The 19774-nt window shown below is 60.7% G+C and carries 14 protein-coding genes and 1 pseudogene; 5 read left to right on the forward strand and 10 right to left on the reverse strand.

The features are described 5' to 3' along the window. Window positions 1-287, forward strand: a pseudogene (locus ACQKP2_RS12780) (hypothetical protein); the annotation flags it as partial. A gap of 107 nt (window positions 288-394) precedes the next feature. On the opposite strand, the gene ACQKP2_RS12785 reads toward ACQKP2_RS12780, so the two are convergent. Further along, window positions 395-4627, reverse strand: a complete 4233-nt coding sequence (locus tag ACQKP2_RS12785; RefSeq protein ID WP_427576861.1) for a dermonecrotic toxin domain-containing protein — start codon at window positions 4625-4627, stop codon at window positions 395-397. Between the two features lie 192 nt (window positions 4628-4819). On the opposite strand from ACQKP2_RS12785, the gene ACQKP2_RS12790 reads away from it, so the two are divergent. After that, window positions 4820-6196, forward strand: a complete 1377-nt coding sequence (locus ACQKP2_RS12790; RefSeq protein WP_427576942.1) for a multicopper oxidase family protein — start codon at window positions 4820-4822, stop codon at window positions 6194-6196. After that, window positions 6196-6696 (forward strand): tRNA adenosine(34) deaminase TadA, encoded by a 501-nt coding sequence (tadA, locus tag ACQKP2_RS12795; RefSeq protein ID WP_427576863.1) that lies wholly within the window; start codon window positions 6196-6198, stop codon window positions 6694-6696. The genes ACQKP2_RS12790 and tadA overlap by 1 nt, the downstream gene beginning before the upstream one ends. 128 nt (window positions 6697-6824) lie before the next feature. On the opposite strand, the gene cmoB is transcribed toward tadA, so the two are convergent. The 7 genes from cmoB to ACQKP2_RS12830 form a co-directional block, all read right to left on the reverse strand. Further along, entirely contained in the window at window positions 6825-7781 is a 957-nt protein-coding gene (gene cmoB, locus ACQKP2_RS12800; RefSeq protein WP_427576865.1) for a tRNA 5-methoxyuridine(34)/uridine 5-oxyacetic acid(34) synthase CmoB, read from the reverse strand. Beyond that, on the reverse strand, window positions 7778-8557 hold the full coding sequence (gene cmoA, locus ACQKP2_RS12805) for a carboxy-S-adenosyl-L-methionine synthase CmoA (RefSeq protein WP_427576944.1): 780 nt from the start codon (window positions 8555-8557) through the stop codon (window positions 7778-7780). Before cmoA ends, cmoB begins: the two co-directional genes overlap by 4 nt. Before the next feature lie 162 nt (window positions 8558-8719). Further along, window positions 8720-9364, reverse strand: coding sequence for a lysoplasmalogenase (locus ACQKP2_RS12810; protein WP_427576867.1), 645 nt, complete (start codon window positions 9362-9364; stop codon window positions 8720-8722). A 2-nt stretch (window positions 9365-9366) separates the two neighbouring features. Beyond that, a complete protein-coding gene (locus tag ACQKP2_RS12815) occupies window positions 9367-9759 on the reverse strand; it encodes a protease inhibitor I42 family protein (protein WP_427576869.1) in 393 nt (130 codons plus the stop codon). A gap of 216 nt (window positions 9760-9975) precedes the next feature. Next, a complete protein-coding gene (gene lon / locus ACQKP2_RS12820; RefSeq protein WP_427576871.1) occupies window positions 9976-12393 on the reverse strand; it encodes an endopeptidase La in 2418 nt (805 codons plus the stop codon). Between the two features lie 227 nt (window positions 12394-12620). Continuing rightward, the gene (locus tag ACQKP2_RS12825; RefSeq protein ID WP_427576873.1) at window positions 12621-15029 is read right to left on the reverse strand and encodes a glucose/quinate/shikimate family membrane-bound PQQ-dependent dehydrogenase; all 2409 of its coding nucleotides are present in this window, start codon (window positions 15027-15029) and stop codon (window positions 12621-12623) included. Window positions 15030-15233: 204 nt separating this feature from the next. After that, on the reverse strand, window positions 15234-16616 hold the full coding sequence (locus tag ACQKP2_RS12830) for a carbohydrate porin (protein ID WP_427576874.1): 1383 nt from the start codon (window positions 16614-16616) through the stop codon (window positions 15234-15236). A gap of 369 nt (window positions 16617-16985) precedes the next feature. Between ACQKP2_RS12830 and ACQKP2_RS12835 the strand changes: the two genes are divergently transcribed. Together ACQKP2_RS12835 and ACQKP2_RS12840 are read left to right on the forward strand one after the other, a co-directional pair. After that, window positions 16986-17216 carry a VF530 family DNA-binding protein gene (locus ACQKP2_RS12835; RefSeq protein WP_427576876.1) on the forward strand — a complete coding sequence of 77 codons (231 nt, stop codon included), beginning with the start codon at window positions 16986-16988 and terminating at the stop codon, window positions 17214-17216. A 2-nt stretch (window positions 17217-17218) separates the two neighbouring features. Continuing rightward, window positions 17219-17863, forward strand: coding sequence for a Pr6Pr family membrane protein (locus ACQKP2_RS12840; RefSeq protein WP_427576877.1), 645 nt, complete (start codon window positions 17219-17221; stop codon window positions 17861-17863). A gap of 145 nt (window positions 17864-18008) precedes the next feature. Here the strand turns inward: ACQKP2_RS12840 and ACQKP2_RS12845 are convergent, their stop codons facing one another. Together ACQKP2_RS12845 and ACQKP2_RS12850 are read right to left on the reverse strand one after the other, a co-directional pair. Beyond that, a complete protein-coding gene (locus ACQKP2_RS12845) occupies window positions 18009-18794 on the reverse strand; it encodes a siderophore-interacting protein (protein WP_427576879.1) in 786 nt (261 codons plus the stop codon). Continuing rightward, complete coding sequence (locus ACQKP2_RS12850; protein ID WP_427576881.1) at window positions 18791-19357, reverse strand: PadR family transcriptional regulator; 567 nt, start codon at window positions 19355-19357, stop codon at window positions 18791-18793. The genes ACQKP2_RS12845 and ACQKP2_RS12850 overlap by 4 nt, the downstream gene beginning before the upstream one ends. Window positions 19358-19774 lie beyond the last annotated feature (417 nt).

Consider the following 19774-nt stretch of genomic DNA (forward strand, 5'->3'; position numbering starts at 1 on the left):
TTGAATGTCGTCTGCCGATTCAAAGACGATCAGCCCGGAGGGTTTTGGCATGGGGGATGCTCGGTTGCTGGGGTTGGAGACATCTTGAACTTGGGGGCCGTCGTTACGCCTGGGTCGTGGCCCTGCGTGCCGTGGAAACCATCGACTTCATGACGGCGCGTTGGGCACACTTGCCTTACGAGCTGCTGGAAACCGTTTCCGGCCGCATCATCAATGAAATCGACGGCATCTCCCGCGTTACCTACGACGTGTCGAGCAAGCCGCCGGCGACCATTGAGTGGGAATGATCGTTGTTGAGCCTGTAAACGCCGGCTCGATGCGATAACCACAAGAAAGCCCCCGGTCGTGAGACCGGGGGCTTTTTGCATGTGGCGTAGTGGCAACAGACACTCAATCAGAGCGGCAGCCGGCCTTCGAGTGCCATGCCCATCCGGCTCAATGCCCCGGACATTTCGGCGACAGTGGGGTAATGCACCTGGTGGATATCCGTCCATGACGGGCGATTGATCAGGTAGTGGCCGTCGAGGGTGCGCTCCACCAGCGTTCGCGCGATCCGGTTGTCCCTGCCGCGATGAATCAATGTCCAGGTTTCAGCGGATTTTTCGAAGGTGAACATGCCCTGGCGCAACAATAGCCTTTCGAGCGCCTGCTCGGTTCTTTCAATGGGCGGCATTGGCATTTGCAGGCTCAGGTCTGCGTACAGGGTTTCCAGGTTTCCGCTGGGGGTGGAGGGCAGGTTGGAGTATCCACGGCCAACTTCGATTCCGCGGTCCATCTCGATCAGCAAGGAGTCTTGCGGTTGAATCTCTTCGATGCGCAAACCCACACCGCCGTGCAACTCACTGATGCCGGGCATGCCCCGAAAGGTATTGATGTTTTCCTGGTCGGTCAGCACTACCCATTTGCCTGAGTCATTGATTGATTCGTTGGCCTGCATGATCGTGTGGGTGAGGTAGTTCTTGATGGTTTGCTCCTGTCGCTCGGGATACGGTGGCCCCGGATAGCGGTAGCTTGCCAGGCAGTCGGTGGCTTGAACGCGAACCCCGTTGAGTCGGGCGGCCCTGACCACTTCCAGCGGTGTGTAGCGCCCTGACGGGTCACTCTGCAGCTGTTGCAAAAACGCTTCGAGGTCGTCGGACATTGTTCCGGTGCTGGCGAACGCGTTCAGATCAACCTGACTGAAGTCGTTGAGCAAACGATGGAAATACAGTGTCCTGACTCCGTGTCTGGACAGGACCGGCATGTTCTCGATGAGAAAACGCATGCTGGCGATTCGGTCCTGACTCTCACCCACGACCAGGCCCGGCGCCTGGTTCAAAATACGCTCGATCAGTTCCGGGGCGGTGGTCGCAGGTGTTACGACAGGCATGGCCGGGCGCGCAGGCAAGGACGCGAAAAGGTCAGTGCGAGTGAAGAAAGTGTTGGCATCACGTGACAACGCCAGACGCAGGGCAGCGACATGTTCGTCGTAAGTGGTTATTCCTTTCATCGTACCGTCGGGCAACCGCATGAGTTTGATGTGCGTTTCCCGTATGCCCAACGCCAGTTTCCTGAGGCTATAGCGTTTGGGGGCATCGTAGCGTGTGAGGGGGAAGCGCAGGGTGATGGGCGCCGAATGTTCGGCAGCGCTTGTCGACAGGCTCCCCACATCATTGCCGCCGCCCTTCAGATCACCCCGCGGTGCCAACTCCCATTCACCGTTCTCGTTCAGGCGCACCGGCAATGAGCCTGAAAAAGCGTTCGGGTTTTGCGGGTCGATGATGGCCCAGGTGCCGGCGCCGTTGGCGTCGGATTCATAGCGCACATAGAACGCCTTTTCGTCGAGCAGGATGGCCGTCGATGGATTGGAATCGAGTCGGTAGATGCCCCGGAATTTTCCGGGCTCGGTGACGGGTGTCATGCCATCGAGCACTTCATTGGCTTGCCAGTTGTCGAGAGTCGCTAGCCCTGACCCCGTCGGCGCCGGTGAACGTTCACCCGATAGCGAAGTAGGAGGCCATCCCATCGGCCGCAGGCCTTTTTCCACCAATGCCTGCTTGAGCTCGTCGAGACTGTCGACGGTCATGGAGTCGTAGGCCGGCCGCATTGGCGTGTCCAGATTGATTCGGCCGCCGGGTGTCGTGCGAATGACACTGTCCGCCATTCGATGTGCGTTGTCGCGATACACCACCAGAACGCTGTTTCGATAGCGTTGAAAGGTGAACATTCCCGGTTCCGGCAACAGCGCTCGAAGTTCTTGCGCAGTCCTGTAAGCCCAGGGTGTTTCCATCTGTACGCGCCAGTTTCCCTGGATCTGCGCATGAATGGCGTCGAAATCCGGCGTGCTTTCAACGGCGTCATAAACGGCAGAACCGGGATAATCGGAGTACTCCACCATCACACCCGGATCGGCGCTGATGGGCGCTGCCTGACCTGGCGCTACATCATCGATGCGAATGCTCAGGGCGTCGCTCTGTTCAGCGATGCCCTGGTAGCCTCTGAAGGTGGTCATGTGCTCCCGATCCACCAAGGCGACCCATTTTGCCGGGGCTTTCATTTGCTGGTTGAGACGAATGATCTGGCTGGCCAGGAATCGCCGGGTCATTGGCGCGTCCGGTTCCGAACCGAAAGGTGCCCGGTTGATGTTGTAGGTGGTGGACGTGTCCAGCGCCTGTACGCGTATGCGCTGGGTTTGGGCGGTTTTGACCAGTTGCGTGAGCGTAAAGCGGTTGTCGGGGTCGTTACCTGCCATGAAATCGAGCTTTTGCAGGTAGTGCTCCAGCTCCGTGGGCATTTCGCCGGTACGGGCGAACGTGTCCAGCCCGGACTGGTTGACGTTGACCAGCAGCTCTTGCACGTACAACGTCTTCACGCCTCGTTGGGCAAGGGCCGGCATGTTTTCGATCAGGAACTGTTTGCTGCCGATACTGCCTCGGCTCTCGCCGATGACAAGTCCCGGTTTCTCGGTAAACGCAGCATCGAACAACTCGCCGGGTGACTCGACCGGCGCCGAAGAAACGAAGGGCAGGCGCGGCGAGAGTGGATTGGCCTGATACCAGGCACGGGCATCGCGAATCAGCGTGTCCCGTTGCACTTGCTGGCTCGAGTCGAAGCGGCTCGTTACGCCTGAGGTGTCGGAGGTGCCTGGCGTGGGTTCCAGGTCATCCGCGCCGCCGAGGGCCCAGGCTCGCAATTCGGGATCTTCGATTTCCGTGACATCAATCGTTGCGCCCGTGTTGTCTGTCGGCTCGACAGGCGTGGGCTCCGTGTCTGTCGCCGGTTGCGTCGCCTCCTTCAATTCAGCCACTTCTTCGGCCTCGGCGGCGTCGATTTCGGGGCCTATTTCTTCCAGTGATCCCGGTCCCTTGAGCACCAGCACATTGAACAGCATGTCGATGCCGCTGAGCACCGCGCCGAGAATGCCCGCCTTGCGCTCTTCGGAATTTTTGCCATTGACCGCCTGATCGATGTTCAACCCCATGCTGGCGATGCTGGCGCCGATCACTGGCAACGCGACAGGCCACCCGATGACGGCCATCGGCGCGAATACTTTCACACCGGCGCTGAGGTAACCGATCCAGAGTTTTTTGCGCAAATCTGCGTTGGAGGTCAGTGCCAGCGCGGCTTCGGCGAACATCGCCGATTCGGTGGAGGTTTGCAGCCAACTGAATACGTCGCCGGCAATGACCTGGTTGGCCTGATTGATCAGGTGATGGTCGTAGTGGCCCCAAGTGCTGACCAACCGGTTCATCAGGTCGGTGATGCTGTCTTCGATCTCCTGACGTTCAGCGAGCGGGAAGTGCGCCATGAACCCTTGGCGCACTTCCTTTTTGTTCATCTTCACCAGCATCCAGAAATGCATGTCGGTGGCGGTTTCCAGTACCTGGAAAGCATCGGTTTCACCGGGCAGATAAAGGATCTGCCGCCCCTTGGGAGCAACAAAACGGAGAATGTTGGTCGCGATGTATCCACCGACATCCAGGGTTCGAACACAGTCGGCGCCAGTGGCTTTCGATTGCAGGAACTGCAAGCTGAGCGGCCAGGTGAGCGGGCCAACGGCCGCCTGGGTGACGAACCGGAAATCTTCATCGCTCAACTGCCGCTTATCCCGTGCCCGAACGGCCTCGATGAGGAAGTTGCATTTGGCCAGGGTACGGAAGTTATCGCCGGAGTCCTTCCAGAACGCCGTCAGGCGCTCGTTGTAGCGCGAGCTGAAGTCGATGCTCCAGAAATCCTTGAGCACGTCGTTGCCGTGCAGGCGAACTTCGTTGGTCTCATTGAAAGTGCCGGCATTCGGCCCGGCGGTGTAGAAGCCTGCGTACACATCGAGCAGATCGGCGTTGTCCTGATCGGCGACGCGAAACCGATGAATGACAAGCTGTGTCAGGGTCAGGGTTGATGTCGGCGTCGCATTGACGTGTTCCCAGCCGGTGAACGCTTTCGAGCTGCTTTGGGCTGCATCGAAACGATGGAAATACACCCGGTCCGGATCGAGGCCGGTGATGCCGTATTTTTTCAGTAGGTCTGCGGCGACCTCATGGGCGGCGTCCTGCAAGCTGGGACAGGTTTGGACGATGCTAGTCGCAATCGCCTTCAGCGCAGCCTTGTCGGCGGCATTGGGCAGGGGGCGGGTTTCGTTCGGGCTCATGCATTCTCACTCCTTGAGAGACGGGCGCCGAGGATGCACGTTCCGTTCAGGGCGGGTGCACTACATAGTTATTGCCCCGAATGATCAGACGTGCGTCCCCAAGTCACCCTTACTGTTTCGCAGTTGCAGGTGTATCGTATTCGCCTTTTCCAGGCCGCCGGCCTGTCGTTGATTCGTGAGGTAGTTGAGTTCATGTCCTTTACCCGTCGCCAAATACTCGGTGGCCTGGCCGGTCTTGTTGTCGTTGGCATGGGGGCCGGCGGCGCGTCGCGCTATTGGCTGGGCAAACGGGCGGAGGCTGATGCCGGCCACGATTATGAGCTGATCGCGGCACCGCTGGATGTCGAACTGGTGCCGGGGCACAAGACGCCGGCCTGGGCGTTCGGCCCTTCGGCGCCGGGTACGGAATTGCGTGTACGCCAGGGTGAATGGCTGCGGGTGCGATTCATCAACCACCTGCCGGTTGCCACCACCATTCACTGGCATGGCATCCGCCTGCCGCTGGAAATGGACGGCGTGCCTTATGTCTCGCAGTTGCCGGTGCTTCCGGGCGAGTATTTCGATTACAAATTCCGCGTACCGGATGCCGGCAGCTATTGGTATCACCCGCATGTCAGCAGTAGCGAGGAGTTGGGGCGCGGGCTGGTCGGGCCATTGATCGTTGAAGAACGCGAGCCGACCGGTTTCAAGTACGAGAAGACCTTGAGCCTGAAGAGCTGGCATGTCGATGACGAGGGCAATTTCGTCGAATTCAGCATTCCGCGCGAGGCGGCACGCGGTGGTACGGCGGGGCGTCTGTCGACCATCAACGGTGCCCCGCAACCGGTGATCGATCTTCCGGCCGGGCAGATTACCCGTGTGCGCCTGCTCAATCTCGACAACACCCTGACCTACCGCATCAATATTCCCGGTGTAGAGGCGCAGATTTATGCGCTGGATGGCAATCCCGTCGAGCCACGGCCGCTGGGCAAGGAGTACTGGCTCGGGCCTGGCATGCGCATTTGCCTGGCGATCAAGGCTCCGCCGGCCGGTGAGGAGTTGCCGCTGCGTAATGGCCCGGTACGACTGGGCACCTTGCGTTCGGTGGCCAATACCGATGCGCCGACCGAATGGCCACCGGCGCTGCCGGCCAACCCGATCGCCGAACCGGACCTGGCCAATGCCATCAAACTCAACTTCAATTTCGAATGGGTCGGATCGGTGTCGGTCAACGTCGACAATGGCAAGCCGCCAAGCCTGTGGCAAATCAACGGCAAGGCCTGGGACATCACCGACAAGACCTGTGCCGACCGCCCGATTGCCAAGCTGGAGAAGGGCAAGAGCTACATTTTCGAATTGAAGAACATGACTCAGTACCAGCACCCGGTTCACCTGCACGGCATGAGCTTCAAGGTCCTCGCCTCGAACCGCAAAAAGATCGTCCCGTACTTCACCGACACTTACCTGTTGGGCAAGAACGAGCGTGCACAGGTGGCGCTGGTGGCGGATAACCCCGGTGTCTGGATGTTCCACTGCCATGTGATCGACCACATGGAAACCGGCCTGATGGCCGCCATCGAGGTGGCGTGATGCGTCAAATCCGCCCCGCTGCGATCATCGACCGCAGCCGTGACCGCGATTTCATGCGCGAGGCCCTCGCCATGGCCGCTCAAGGTGCTGCACTGGGTGAAGTGCCGGTCGGCGCGGTGCTGGTGCAGGATGGAGAAATCATCGGTCGTGGCTTCAATTGCCCGATCAGCAGCAGTGACCCCAGTGCACACGCCGAGATGGTCGCCATCCGTGCCGCCGCCCAGGCAGTCAGCAACTATCGCCTGCCGGGCAGCACGCTGTACGTCACGCTGGAACCGTGCAGCATGTGCGCCGGGCTGATCGTGCATTCACGGATCACTCGCGTCGTTTACGGCGCCCTGGAGCCCAAGGCCGGTATCGTTCAGAGTCAGGGACAGTTCTTCACCCAGGGTTTTCTCAATCACCGGGTGCTGTACGAAGGCGGGGTGCTGGCCGAAGAATGTGGCACGGTGCTGACCGAGTTCTTCAAGGCGCGGCGGGCAAAACCACAATCTGAATGACAACACCAACCTGTGGGAGCTGGCTTGCCAGCGATGGCGTCGGCACATCAAACATTGATGTCGACTGATTCACCGCTATCGCTGGCAAGCCAGCTCCCACAGGATTATCTAGTGTCTGGAAGACTGGGTTATTTCTTCGCCACGATGACAGCCCGCATCGGCGCCGGCAGCCCTTCGATGGTTTTGCTGTGGTCCTCAGGGTCGAGGAAATCGCTCAGCGACTGGTACTTCATCCATTCGGTGCTGCGCTGTTCTTCGACCGTCGTGTGGCTGACGTCCACGCAACGCACATCCGTGAATCCCGCGCGACGCAGCCATAGTTCGAGGGCCGGTACCGACGGCAGGAACCACACGTTGCGCATCTGTGCGTAACGGTCTTCCGGCACCAGCACCTGGTGCTGATCGCCTTCGATCACCAGGGTTTCGAGCACCAGCTCGCCGCCCTTGACCAGGCAATCCTTGAGCGCCAGCAAATGCTCGATCGGCGAGCGGCGGTGGTAGAACACGCCCATGGAAAACACAGTGTCGAAACCTTCGAGGTTCGCTGGCAAATCTTCGAAGGGGAAGGGCAGGTGCCAGGCATTGGGCTGTGACAGGTAACGCTGCACGGCCTGGAACTGGCAGAAGAACAGCCAGTTCGGATCGACACCGATCACGCTGTCGGCGCCGGCACCGAGCATGCGCCACATGTAATAGCCGTTTCCGCAACCGACATCGAGGATGCGCTTGCCTGCAAGGTCCAGGTGCGGGGCGACCCGCGACCACTTCCAGTCCGAGCGCCATTCGGTGTCGACGTGCACGCCGAACAGGTCGAACGGCCCTTTGCGCCAAGGGGACAGTCCCATCAATGCGGTGCGCATTTGCGCACGGGTTTCATCGTCGCAAGCGGTGTCCAGCTTCAAGCCGTCGAGCAGATCGACTTCGCTGGGCTGAATGTTCGGCAGGGCATCCAGCGCACTTTGCCAGCGCTCGAGGTCGCCATGGCCTTTTTCCATTTTCCTGTCGAGCTGTGCTTGCAGGGTGTTGGCCCAATCGGCCAACGGTGTACCGGCCAGGCGGCGGGCGAGGGGGGACAGATCAATCATGGCAAGGCAATCAACGAGGCAAAATTAAGGCACTGGAACCACGGCACGACTTTCGAGAAACCGGCGGCCAGCAGGCGTTCACGGTGTTCTTCGAGGCTGTCGGGCTTCATGACGTTTTCGATGGCGCTGCGCTTCTGGGCGATTTCCAGTTCGCTGTAGCCGTTGGCGCGTTTGAAGGCGATGTGCAGGTCGGTGAGCAGGGCATGCTCTTGCGCGTCTTCGAAACGCAGTTTCTCCGACAGAATCAGCGCGCCACCCGGCAACAGCGACTGGCGGATACGTCCCAGCAGGGCCAGACGCTGCTCGGGTGCAATGAATTGCAGGGTGAAGTTCAACGCCACCACCGAGGCCGGTTGCAAGGGCAGGGCAAGAATATCGCCCTCGATCACCTCCACCGGCAGCAGTTCCTGGAACATCGAGTCCTGTCCCTTGAGGTATTCACGGCAGCGTTCGACCATGGCGGCGGAGTTATCCACAGCGATGACCCGGCAGCCGTCGGTCCGTACATGCCGGCGCAGGGCCTGAGTCACCGCGCCGAGGGACGCACCGAGGTCATACAGCACGCTGTTGGGCTGGGCAAACTGCGCGGCGAGCACGCCGAGGTTTTCCACGATGGTCGGATAACCCGGCACCGAACGCTTGATCATGTCCGGAAACACCCGCACCACGTCTTCGTTGAAGGCGAAGTCAGGCACCTGGGCCAAAGGCTGGGCGAAAAGGCGATCGGGTTCTTTGCTCACGGCGGTTCCGGCGGTGTGGGGGGAAAAGGCCGGCATTTTAGCCAAGTTGGCGCACTGATGCGCGGGTTGTCTGATAAACCGGCGGGCAGGTCCGCAGATGTGGTTGTCATTGAGACTGCTATCGTCGGAACGCCGCCCGGAACAGGCTCGCTCCCACAAAGGGGGCTCAGTCAGACACAAGTGTGTGTGCGGCGCAGATCAAATGTGGGAGCGAGCCTGCTCGCGAAACGCCGAGGCGGTAATTCCCCATTGCCCCAACCAGTAACTGAGGATGATTACATAGGGTGCTGCATCGAACGGCATCACGAAGCGGCTGATGCCAATCACACTGTCAGAAAACACAAATGCCAGCGCTCCGCCTGCCGCCAGTAGTGCCGAACGCTTGGACACATCGGTGCCGAGCCGAGCCAGCGCCCGCCAGAGCATGGCGCTGATGGCGCAACCGTAGACGATCACCGGGACCAGCAATGGGCCCAGGCCATGGGCAATCAAAATGCCCAACAGCACGAAGCCGACACATGAGGCGAAGATCAGCGGTAATGGCGCCAGGCGTCGGCAATCGCTCAGATAGGCTTTCAGATAGGCCAGGTGAGCGACCAGAAACGCGCCCAGGCCGAACACGAACAAGTCCCCCGGCCATGCCAGCAACACATCGCCGAGCAGGGAGAAGATCAAGCCAAGACTGATCCAGCGTCGATAGTCGCCGGGCGGCGCGTCATGCAGCCAGCCGAGCAGGGCCAGGACAGGCAGTGGCTTGACCAGCAGGCAGAGCAGTGCAGACTGCATGCTCAGCCCGTAGAGAAAGGTCACCGCGCCCATCAGCGCCAGGATCAGCCAGCCCATGGTCAGTTGACCGAGATTGCGCAGTCGAACGACTCCACCGGCAGCACTTCCGGTGCCCAGGGCTGTTGCGAGGTCAGGCGCAAGCGGCCGGTGCCGGTCGCGAACGCCTGGAAGCGCCAGGTCGAAATCCCGGCCGCGCCGACGATGCCTGCATCTTCCGGGTTGCTGTAGACCTCGGGGCCGAGCGCGCGCAATACACCGCCGGCCGAATCCTGGATCGCCCAGCGGTAGCCGGTGGTCGGGTTGCTGGGCAGGGTCAGAATCAGGTTTTGCCCATTGCTGAGCGTGACCGGGCATTCGCTTTGTTTTTCCACCGTCACGTTGTGCGCAGGTTGTGTGGCGCAGGCGGCCAGCAGGGCCATCGACAGCGGGACGAACAGGCGGATGGGGGACATGGGGTCAGTGGCTCCTGCGTTCACGACGAACGGCGAGCATAACCGAGATGAGACAAAATGTGACAGGGTCGCAAATGGATGTTGTCAGTGCCGACGCCATCGCGAGCAGGCTCGCTCCCACACGGTTTTGCAGTGAACACAGATTTTGTGGGCACCACTAATTACTGTGGGAGCGAGCCTGCTCGCGATAGCGGTAGTTCAGTCGCTACAAGCGCATCAGAACAACACCTTCGCCACATCCGCAAACCGCTTGGCGAAATGCACGGTGATGCCTTCCTTCAGATACTCCGGCAATTCCTCGAAGTTGCCGCGGTTGGCTTCCGGCAGGATCAGCTCGAAAATTTTCTGCCGCCGCGCCGCGATGACTTTTTCGCGCACCCCGCCAATGGGCAGTACATGCCCGGTCAAGGTCAGCTCGCCGGTCATGGCCACGCCCTTTTTCGGTGGCTGATTGCGCGCCAGCGACAACAGGGCACTGGCCATGGTGACGCCGGCACTCGGGCCATCCTTGGGCGTGGCGCCTTCCGGTACGTGCAGGTGGACAAAGGCTTCGTCGAAGAATTTCGCGTCGCCGCCGAACGACTTCAGGTGCGAACTGACGTAGCTGTAGGCGATCTCCGCCGACTCCTTCATCACATCGCCCAGTTGCCCGGTGAGCTTGAAGCCGCGATTGAAGGTATGGATGCGCGTGGCTTCGATCGGCAGGGTTGCGCCGCCCATGCTGGTCCAGGCAAGCCCGGTGATCACGCCCGTGCCCGACAGTACTTGCTCGTTACGGAACACTGGATGGCCAAGGGACGCTTCGAGGTCTTTGGGGCCGAGTTTGATCACCGCGTTCGGATCGTCGATCAGCCTCATCACGGCCTTGCGCACCAGTTTGCCCAGTTGTTTTTCCAACTGGCGCACGCCGGCCTCACGGGCGTAGCCGTCGATCAAGGCCTTGAGGGCGCTGTCGCTGATGCTCAGGCTGCCCTTGGAAACGCCCGCTTTTTCGAGCAGCTTCGGCCAAAGATGACGCTTGGCGATGGCGACTTTCTCTTCGGTGATGTAACCCGACAGGCGAATGACTTCCATGCGGTCGAGCAAGGGACCTGGTATCGAATCCAGGGTGTTGGCGGTGCAGACGAACAGCACTTTCGACAGGTCCATGCGCAGGTCGAGGTAGTGATCGAGGAATTCGACGTTCTGCTCCGGATCCAGGGTTTCGAGCAGCGCCGAGGCCGGGTCGCCCTGGTAGCTCTGGCCCATTTTGTCGATCTCGTCGAGCATGATCACCGGGTTCATCACTTCGACGTCTTTCAACGCCTGCACCAGTTTGCCCGGCTGCGCACCGATGTAGGTGCGGCGGTGACCCTTGATCTCGGCCTCGTCGCGCATGCCGCCGAGGCTGAAGCGGTAGAACGGCCGGCCCAGGGACTCGGCGATGGATTTGCCGACGCTGGTCTTGCCCACGCCTGGCGGGCCCACCAGCAACACGATGGAGCCGCTGATCTCGCCTTTGTAGGCACCGACCGCGAGGAATTCGAGGATGCGGTCCTTGATGTCATCCAGGCCGGCATGGTGCTTGTCCAGCACCTTGCGCGCGTGCTTGAGGTCGAGCTTGTCTTCGCCGTAAACGCCCCACGGCACCGACGTCGCCCAGTCGAGATAATTGCGGGTGACGGCATATTCGGGCGAGCCGGTTTCGAGGATTGACAGCTTGTTCATTTCCTCTTCGATGCGTTTCTGCGCCTGGGACGACAGCACCTTGCCGGTCAGCCGCTGCTCGAACTGTTCAAGGTCGGCACTGCGATCGTCCTTGGTAAGCCCCAGCTCCTGCTGGATGACCTTGAGTTGCTCCTTGAGGAAGAACTCGCGCTGGTGCTCGCCGATCTTGCGGTTCACCTCAGCGGAAATTTCCTTTTGCAGGCGCGCGACTTCGACTTCCTTGCGCAGCATCGGCAGGACTTTTTCCATGCGCTTGAGCATCGGCACGCAGTCGAGCACTTCCTGCAATTCGTTGCCGGTGGCCGACGTCAGCGCGGCGGCGAAGTCGGTCAACGGCGACGGATCGTTGGGGCTGAAGCGGTTGAGGTAATTCTTCAGCTCTTCGCTGTACAGCGGATTGAGCGGCAGAAGCTCCTTGATCGCATTGATCAGCGCCATGCCGTAGGCCTTGACCTCATCGGTCGGCTCGCTGGGCTGATGCGGGTATTCGACCTCCACCAGATACGGCGGGCGATGGTGCTTGAGCCAGGTGCGCAGCCGCACGCGGGTCAGGCCCTGGGCGACGAACTGCAGCTTGCCGTTTTCCCGGCTGGCGTGGTGCACCTTGACCAGCGTGCCGTACAGCGGCAAGGCCGAGGTGTCGAAGTGGCGCGGGTCTTCCTGGGGCGTGTCCATGTAGAACAGGGCCAGGGAGTTGTGTTCGGACTTGGCCACCAGATCCAGGGTTTCCGCCCAGGGTTCTTCATTGACGATGACCGGCAGCACCTGGGCCGGGAAGAACGGTCGGTTGTGGATCGGGATGATGTAAACCTTGTCCGGCAGGTTCTGGCCAGGCAGGGCGAGGCCTTTGCCGGCGGTGTGGTGCGGGGCGTTTTCCGGGTCGGCGTATTCGCTCGGGTCTTCGGGGAATTCTTGCTGGTCGCTCATGGGGGCACCTGCGCAATGGGTATGGGGCTTAGATGGGGCAGGTTGGCGCTGGTTTCAATGATGGGGTGGCGTTGAAGCTGGATTCAGCAGGGATTCAGGTTAGCTGGATTTCGGACTGTAGGAGCGAGCATGCTCGCGATGGTAGACGGGACACCGCGGGGCATCAGGTTCCCCGCGTTATCGTTGACGACCATCGCGAGCGTGCTCGCTCCTACAGGGGACGGTGATTATTCGGACAGCTTGTACGTAATCACATAGTCACCCTGTTTGGTGCCCAGCGAACCATGACCGCCGGCGACGACCAGCACGTATTGCTTGCCGTCCTTGCCGGTGTAGGTCATAGGCGTGGTTTGTGCGCCGGCCGGCAGGCGGCCTTCCCACAGTTGCTTGCCGTTTTTCACGTCGTAGGCACGCAGGTACTGATCGAGTGTGCCGCTCAGGAACCCGACGCCACCGGCGGTGGTGAAGGTGCCGCCAAGGCTTGGCACGCCCATGCTCAGCGGAATCGGGACCGGCGAGCTGTCGCGCACGGTGCCGTTCTTGTGCATCCAGATTTTTTCATGGGTGGTCAGGTCGATGGCGGCCACATAGCCCCAGGCCGGCGCCTGGCACGGCAGGCCCATCGGCGACAGCAACGGTTCGAGAATCACGCCATAAGGCGCGCCCTTGTTGGGCTGTACGCCTTCGGTTTCGCTCTTGCGCGGGCCCTGGGCGGCGATTTCGGCAGCCGGTATCAGTTTCGATTTGAACGCCATCCAGTCCGGGTTCACGAAAGCGATCTGACGTACGGGGTCAACCGAGATGCCGCCCCAGTCGAACACACCGAAGTTGCCCGGATACACGATCGAGCCTTGCAGCGATGGCGGCGTGAACGGGCCGTCGTAGCGCATGGATTTGAAGCTGATCCGGCAGATCAACTGGTCGAACGGTGTCACACCCCACATGTCGCGTTCGCGCAGTGGTGGAGGCATCAGGTTCAGGTCGGATTTCGGCTGGGTAGGCGACGTATGGTCGCCTTCCACCGCGCCTTGTGGCACCGGTACTTCATTGATCGGCACGATGGCCTTGCCGGTGGTGCGGTCCAGCACGTAGATGCTGCCTTGCTTGGTGGAGGCCAGCACGGCCTGCTTCACGCCGTCAGGGGTTTTGAGGTCCATCAGGGTTGGCTGGCCACCCACATCCATGTCCCACAGGTCATGGTGGGTGAACTGGAAGTGCCAGCGCACCTTGCCGGTGGCGATGTCCAGGGCGGTCAGGCCGGCAGAGTGCAATTCCGATTCCGGGGTGCGCGCGCCACCGAACTGGTCCGGTGTCTGGTTGCCCATCGGCAGATAAAGCATGCCCAGTTTTTCATCGACGGCGAACATCGACCACATGTTCGGCGAGTTGCGGGTGTAGGTCTTGCCTTCGGCAATCGGCGCGGTGTCGTCCGGGTTGCCGCTGTCCCAGTTCCACACCAGTTTGCCGGTGTGCACGTCGAAGGCGCGAATCACGCCGCTCGGCTCGTCGGTGGAGACGTTGTCGGTGACGTGGCCGCCAATGACCACCAGGTCCTTGGTCACGGCCGGTGGCGATGTGGAGTAGTAGCCGCCAGCGGCGAAACTGCCGATATTGGCGCGCAGATCGACCTGGCCCTTGTCACCGAAGTCTTCGCACATCTTGCCGGTGTCGGCATTGAGGGCGATCAGACGGGTGTCGGCGGTCGGCAGGAAGATCCGGCGCGGGCAGACACTGGCGACCGCGGCACTGGCGCTGCCGGTCGGGCTCTGTGCAGAGGCATACACGGCGTCATCGTGATAACTCACGCCACGGCAGGTCATGTGCGCCCAACCCTTGAAGTTCTTCGCGTTTTGCGTGGAGAGCTTCGGATCGAAACGCCAGATTTCCTTGCCGCTGTCCGGGTCCAGCGCGATCACCTGGCTGTGCGGCGTGCAGACGTAGAGCATGCCGTTGACTTTCAGCGGAGTGTTTTCGGCGGTGGTTTCACCCGGATCGTTCGGCCCTGGCAGGTCACCGGTGCGATAGGTCCAGGCCGGCACCAGTTTGTGCACGTTCTGCGCGGTAATCTGCGTCAGGGGCGAGTAACGATCGCCGTGGGCGCTGCGGCCATAGGAGTTCCAGTCACCGTCCGGCATCGCCGGGGCGGTGCTGGTCATGCCCGGCACGCTGTCGCGGTCCAGTTGTCCCTTGATTTCACCGGGGTTGGTGAACTGGCTGGCCAGCGCGGTTGCGCCTGCGATCACCACGGCCACGCTCAGCGCACCGGTGCCCAGCGGCGCCGGGCCTGTGCGCAGCAGCGGACGACGCCACCAGGGCAGCAACATGACGATCCCCAGCGCAAACAGCAGGGCCAGGCGCGGCACCAGTTGCCACCAGTCCAGGCCGACTTCCCACAGCGCCCACAGGGTACTGGCGAACAACACCAGTGCGTAGAGACCCAGCGCGGCGCGACGGGCGGCGATCAGCAGCACGCCGGTCAGCGCCAGGCCGATACCGGCCAGCAGGTAGTACAGCGAGCCGCCGAGCAGGCTCAGCTTGATCCCCCCGGCCAGCATGGCCAGGCCCATCAGCAGCAGCAGAATACCGAGCAGGCTCGGCAACAGACGGCTTCGACTCAAAGCACCTTCAGTGCTCATAGTGTGGTTCTCCGTGATGTTTTGGTGAGACCCGCGCAAGTTCACTGTAGATGATGATCCTGTGCGGGCCTGGTTCAGATAACCCCCTGTAGGAGCGAGCATGCTCGCGATGGTAGACGGGGCACCGCGGGGCATCAGGTTCCCCGCGTTATCGTTGACGACCATCGCGAGCGTGCTCGCTCCTACAAGGGTTTGGGGTGTTGGTTAGAACGATGATTGGACCTTGATCCCGCCGATCAACGCGTCGTCGACCTGATCCACGCCACCGGGATGGCGGATGTATTGCAGGTTCGGGCGTACGGTCAGCCAGTTGGTGACGTGCACGCCGTAATTGAGTTCAGCGCTGTATTCGGTGTCCTGCGGCGGCAGGAAGGACGGGGCGTCGTATTCGAAAACGCCATGCGCCTGATTGATCGCCTCGGCGTTTTTGCGATAGGCCGGGTTGACATGGACGCGGGCCAGGGCAAAGCCAATGTCGTCGCGGGCGCGGCTGTCGAACGGGCCCTTGTAGACCACGCCGGCCTGCACGTAGTTATCGATGGCGTTGGTTTTCTTGTCGTGCATGGTGCCGTTGGCAAATACGCTCAGGCCACGGGAATGGTCGCTGGCAAGGCTGGTGAGCTGTTGCGTGACGCCCAGCCACATCCCGTGTTTGCTCGATGCACTGCGGTAAGCCTGGCCACTCAGGGCGGCGGGCTGGCCGTTGCTGTCCTTGTAGACATCGGTGGCGCTGGCGCTGCTGTAGTAGTAACCGGCGCGGTATTCACCCGGCAGGCCATTGAGCTTGGGCGACCACACCAGTTCGACCGGCAGGACGGTGCCCTGGGTGCCGCTGCCGCTGAGCTTGAAGCCGTTGTCGCGATCGAGGTTCGAGGGGTTTTGCTCGTAGGCGCCGACCTGCGCGTAGAGCTGCGGCGTCAGGTGATATTTGACCCGCATCGCCCATTGGCTGACCGGCCAGTTGTACCAGATGCCACCGGCCCAGTTGCCTACCTGAGAGCCACAGAACGCCAGGTTCTGGAAGTCGCAGGGGAAGCTGTTGAAATCTTCGCCTTCGCCGAATCGGCCAGCCTTGATGTCGAGCTTTTCATCAAAGAATTTCTGCTGATACCACATCTGCGTCAGGCGCCAGGTCTGGCCCCGGCCCCAGACTTCCTGGGCCGAGGTGAAGCCGCCGACACGCGGATCGTTGATGCGGTCGTTGCTGATGTTGTTGCCGCTGCGTTCGGTGACGGTCAACTGAAATTCGGCGGCGTCCCAGCCGAGGATTTTCTGCAGGTCCAGATGCGTACCCAGGCCAAACTGGTCGCTGTACCGCGCGGTCCGGTCGTGGTCGTAGCCACCGTGAAGATTGCTGCCCATTTCGCCGGTGTAATCGACTTTGAAGTCGTAGCCTTTTTCCGCGAGTTCGGTACGCGTGCCGTTCCAGTCGCCGAGCATCCAGGGGGAATCGCCATCGAAGGCAGACGCCGCCTGAACGCAGGAGACCAGGCCCAGCGCGGTGACTCCAGCGATCAGCGTCAAGATGTTTCGACTGGCAGCGGGTGCTGAGACAGCGCTGTCTCTCGGAGTTTTAAAGTCAGGCATAGAAAGGGAATTCTTGATCTTTTTCTGGGAAATAACGAAAAACAGCGGACGCAAGGGGTTGCGGAAGCGTTTCAGCTAAAGCGGGCGCAAGGATAATGTTTTGTTACAGATAGACAAAGGGCTTTTGCTGACATGCATCCTTTCGGATTCGGTAACAGTGCAGGAAGCCGCAGGGTTTCTGTAGGAGCGAGCACGCTCGCGATGGTAGACAGGACACCGCGGGGCATCAGGTTCCCCGCGTTATCGTTAACGACCATCGCGAGCATGCTCGCTCCTACAGGTTCACCTACATTTGATAGATCGCTTCCCCCCGACGAAGCCCTCGGCTAAGGTGCGCGGCGTCCCATTCCCTATCACTGAAGGCCCGGCATGACCGATTACAACCCCGACCCGCTGCATGGCGTAACCCTGGAGCAGATCCTCAACGCTCTGGTTGAACACTACGAGTGGTCCGGATTGGCCGAGCGTATCGATATCCGCTGCTTCAAGAGTGACCCCAGCATCAAGTCGAGCCTGACGTTCCTGCGCAAGACGCCCTGGGCGCGGGAGAAGGTCGAACGCTTGTATGTGAAACTGATGCGCACCAAGCGTCCGCTCTGAACATGGTCAACCCTTCGGCGCCCGGGATTGCCGTACGGCGTCGCTTTGTGACCGTCGCGGCCGTATTGGGCTGGGTTGGATTGAGTATCCAGCTGTACCTGATTTTCTATTCACGCTGGACATTGTCGGCCAGCCTGCTGGGCGGGCTGATGAGCTTCTTCAGCTATTTCACCGTGCTGAGCAACACGCTGGTGGCGACGGTACTGACCTGCGAAGTGACGTCCCGCGAATCGGCCGCACGGCGCTGGTTTCTGCAGCCTTGGGTCAGCAGTGGCATTGCCGTGAGCATCATTGTGGTCGGCGTGGCCTACAACCTGTTGCTGCGTCACCTGTGGCACCCCGAAGGCTGGCAGCGGCTGGCCGATGAACTGCTGCACGACATCATGCCGCTGCTGTATCTGGTCTATTGGTGGTGTTGCGTGCCCAAAGGCCAGCTACGGTGGCGGCACATTGTTTTGTGGGTCATTTATCCGCTGGCTTACTTCGCCTATGCGTTGCTGCGTGGGCATCTGCTGGCGACTTATCCATACCCGTTCATCGATGTCGGCAAGCTGGGTTATCCACAGGTGTTCATCAATGCGAGCGGGTTATTGGTGGGGTTTGTTCTGGTGTCGCTGGTGTTGATCGCGCTGGATCGCCGCCGCTAATCCAAACCCTTAGGAACGACACACCGTTATTTTGTGGGGGGCCCATTTCTGTAGGAGCCAGGCTTGCCGGCGAAGGCGTTTTCGAATGTGTCTCATGACGTGAGGCCGCCTTCGCGGGCAAGTCGGATCGCCGCACCGCTCGCTCCTACAGGTCGTCGGTGTCATCCCGCCGCCAATAGCCCACAGCCTTCACGAATTGCTCGTCCAGGCCGTGTTCATCAAGCAGCACCCGGCGAATCTGCCGGGAGGCTTTGCTTTCGGTCGCGACCCAGGCATACAGGTTGCCCGAAGGCACCTTGATCTGCCGCACGGTGGTCAGCAAATGATCCTTGCCACCCTCGCGCAGCACCCAGATCACATTGACCTGTGCGGCGCTTTCCAGCACCTGCTGTTCCTTGCCGTTTTCCACTTCCACGATGACCAGCGCCCGGCGATTGGCGGCCAGGCCTTCAAGGCGACGGGCAATGGCGGGCAGGGCGGTTTCGTCGCCGATCAGCAGATAGCTGTCGAACATGTCCGGCACGATCATCGAACCCCGCGGGCCGCCGATGTGCAGGAACTGCCCGGGCGTGGCCTGTTCGGCCCAGGTCGAAGCGGGGCCGTCGCCGTGCAGCACGAAGTCGATGTCCAGTTCCAGGGTTTGCGGGTCGTAGCGGCGCGGCGTGTAGTCGCGCATGGCCGGCATCGGTCCGTGATCCTTGCCGGCACCAAGCTCCAGGGTTTCCAGCGTGGCTTGTTCCTGGGCGTTCTGCGCGAACAGCAATTTGACGTGGTCGTCCGTGCCAAGGCTGATGAAGCCGGCCAGCTCGGGGCCGCCCAGGGTAATCCGGCGCATGCGCGGCGTCAGGTCGACCACCCGCAGCACTTGCAGACGGCGGCGTTTGATTTCATGCATCACGCGGTGGATGCCTTGGGTCTGTATGACAGTCATTCGCTTTTCTCCGTGGCAACTGGAACGGCAGGGCCATCGACGATGGCTTTGGCGGTGTTGTTGAGCAACGTGGCCACACGCCGGATTTCTTCGGGGCTCCAGCGGCCATGGTGCATTTGCAAGGCATGACGCAGGTTATGCACCGCTTCGTGGATTTGTGCCGGGCGGTCATGTCCGCGCAACGAGCGTTTGCTGACATCGATGCGCACCCGCACGCCTTCGAGGGCAACCGCTTGCTCGGCCAGGGACTGGCGTCCGGCATCGGTCACGCAATAGCGTTTTTTGCCACCTTCGGCATCGCCCTGAATCATCTCGCTCTCTTCCAGAAAGGTCAGGGTCGGGTAGATCACACCGGGGCTTGGGCTATAGGCACCGTCGAACATGCCTTCGATCTGGCGGATCAGGTCATAGCCGTGACAGGGCTGTTCGGCGATCAAGGCCAGCAACAGCAATTTCAGGTCGCCGGGCGCGAATACCCGTGGGCCGCGGCCGCCGCGTTCGCGGCCGGGGCGTTTTTCGAAGCCGTCACCGTGTTCGCGGTGGGGAGAATGATGGTCTCTCATTTTTGCCTTCTCTCGTCGTGTTTAGATACAACTTAAGATATATCTTGAGTGGTAGGCAAGGCTGACCGACGGACGGCTGAATCTTCACTCCGCAGAACGACAGGCAAAATCGTCGTTGAAAATGGCATATTCACCCTCTCGAAATAGAGCTTTGCCATGGGTGAAAAAGTTGAAATTAGTGTTAACTCTCTAAATGTTCGACTCGCGCCTTTATTTATTGGAAGTGTAATATCCGTCCTACAGAAGTTGCTGAGGCCTAGTTGGACTTTATTCCTCGTGCAGTGGCTTGATGTAGTCTCTCTCTTACAGGCGAACAGCAAGTTTTTCATTATTAAAGTATTTTTCTTTCCAGGGTCGTAGCACTTTGGCTACGAACTTTAAGGAACTTGCCTGCTTACTTTCCAGATGCATTGCCTG

Origin of the sequence: Pseudomonas sp. NPDC089569, assembly GCF_050280625.1 — a bacterium.
Lineage (GTDB): Bacteria > Pseudomonadota > Gammaproteobacteria > Pseudomonadales > Pseudomonadaceae > Aquipseudomonas.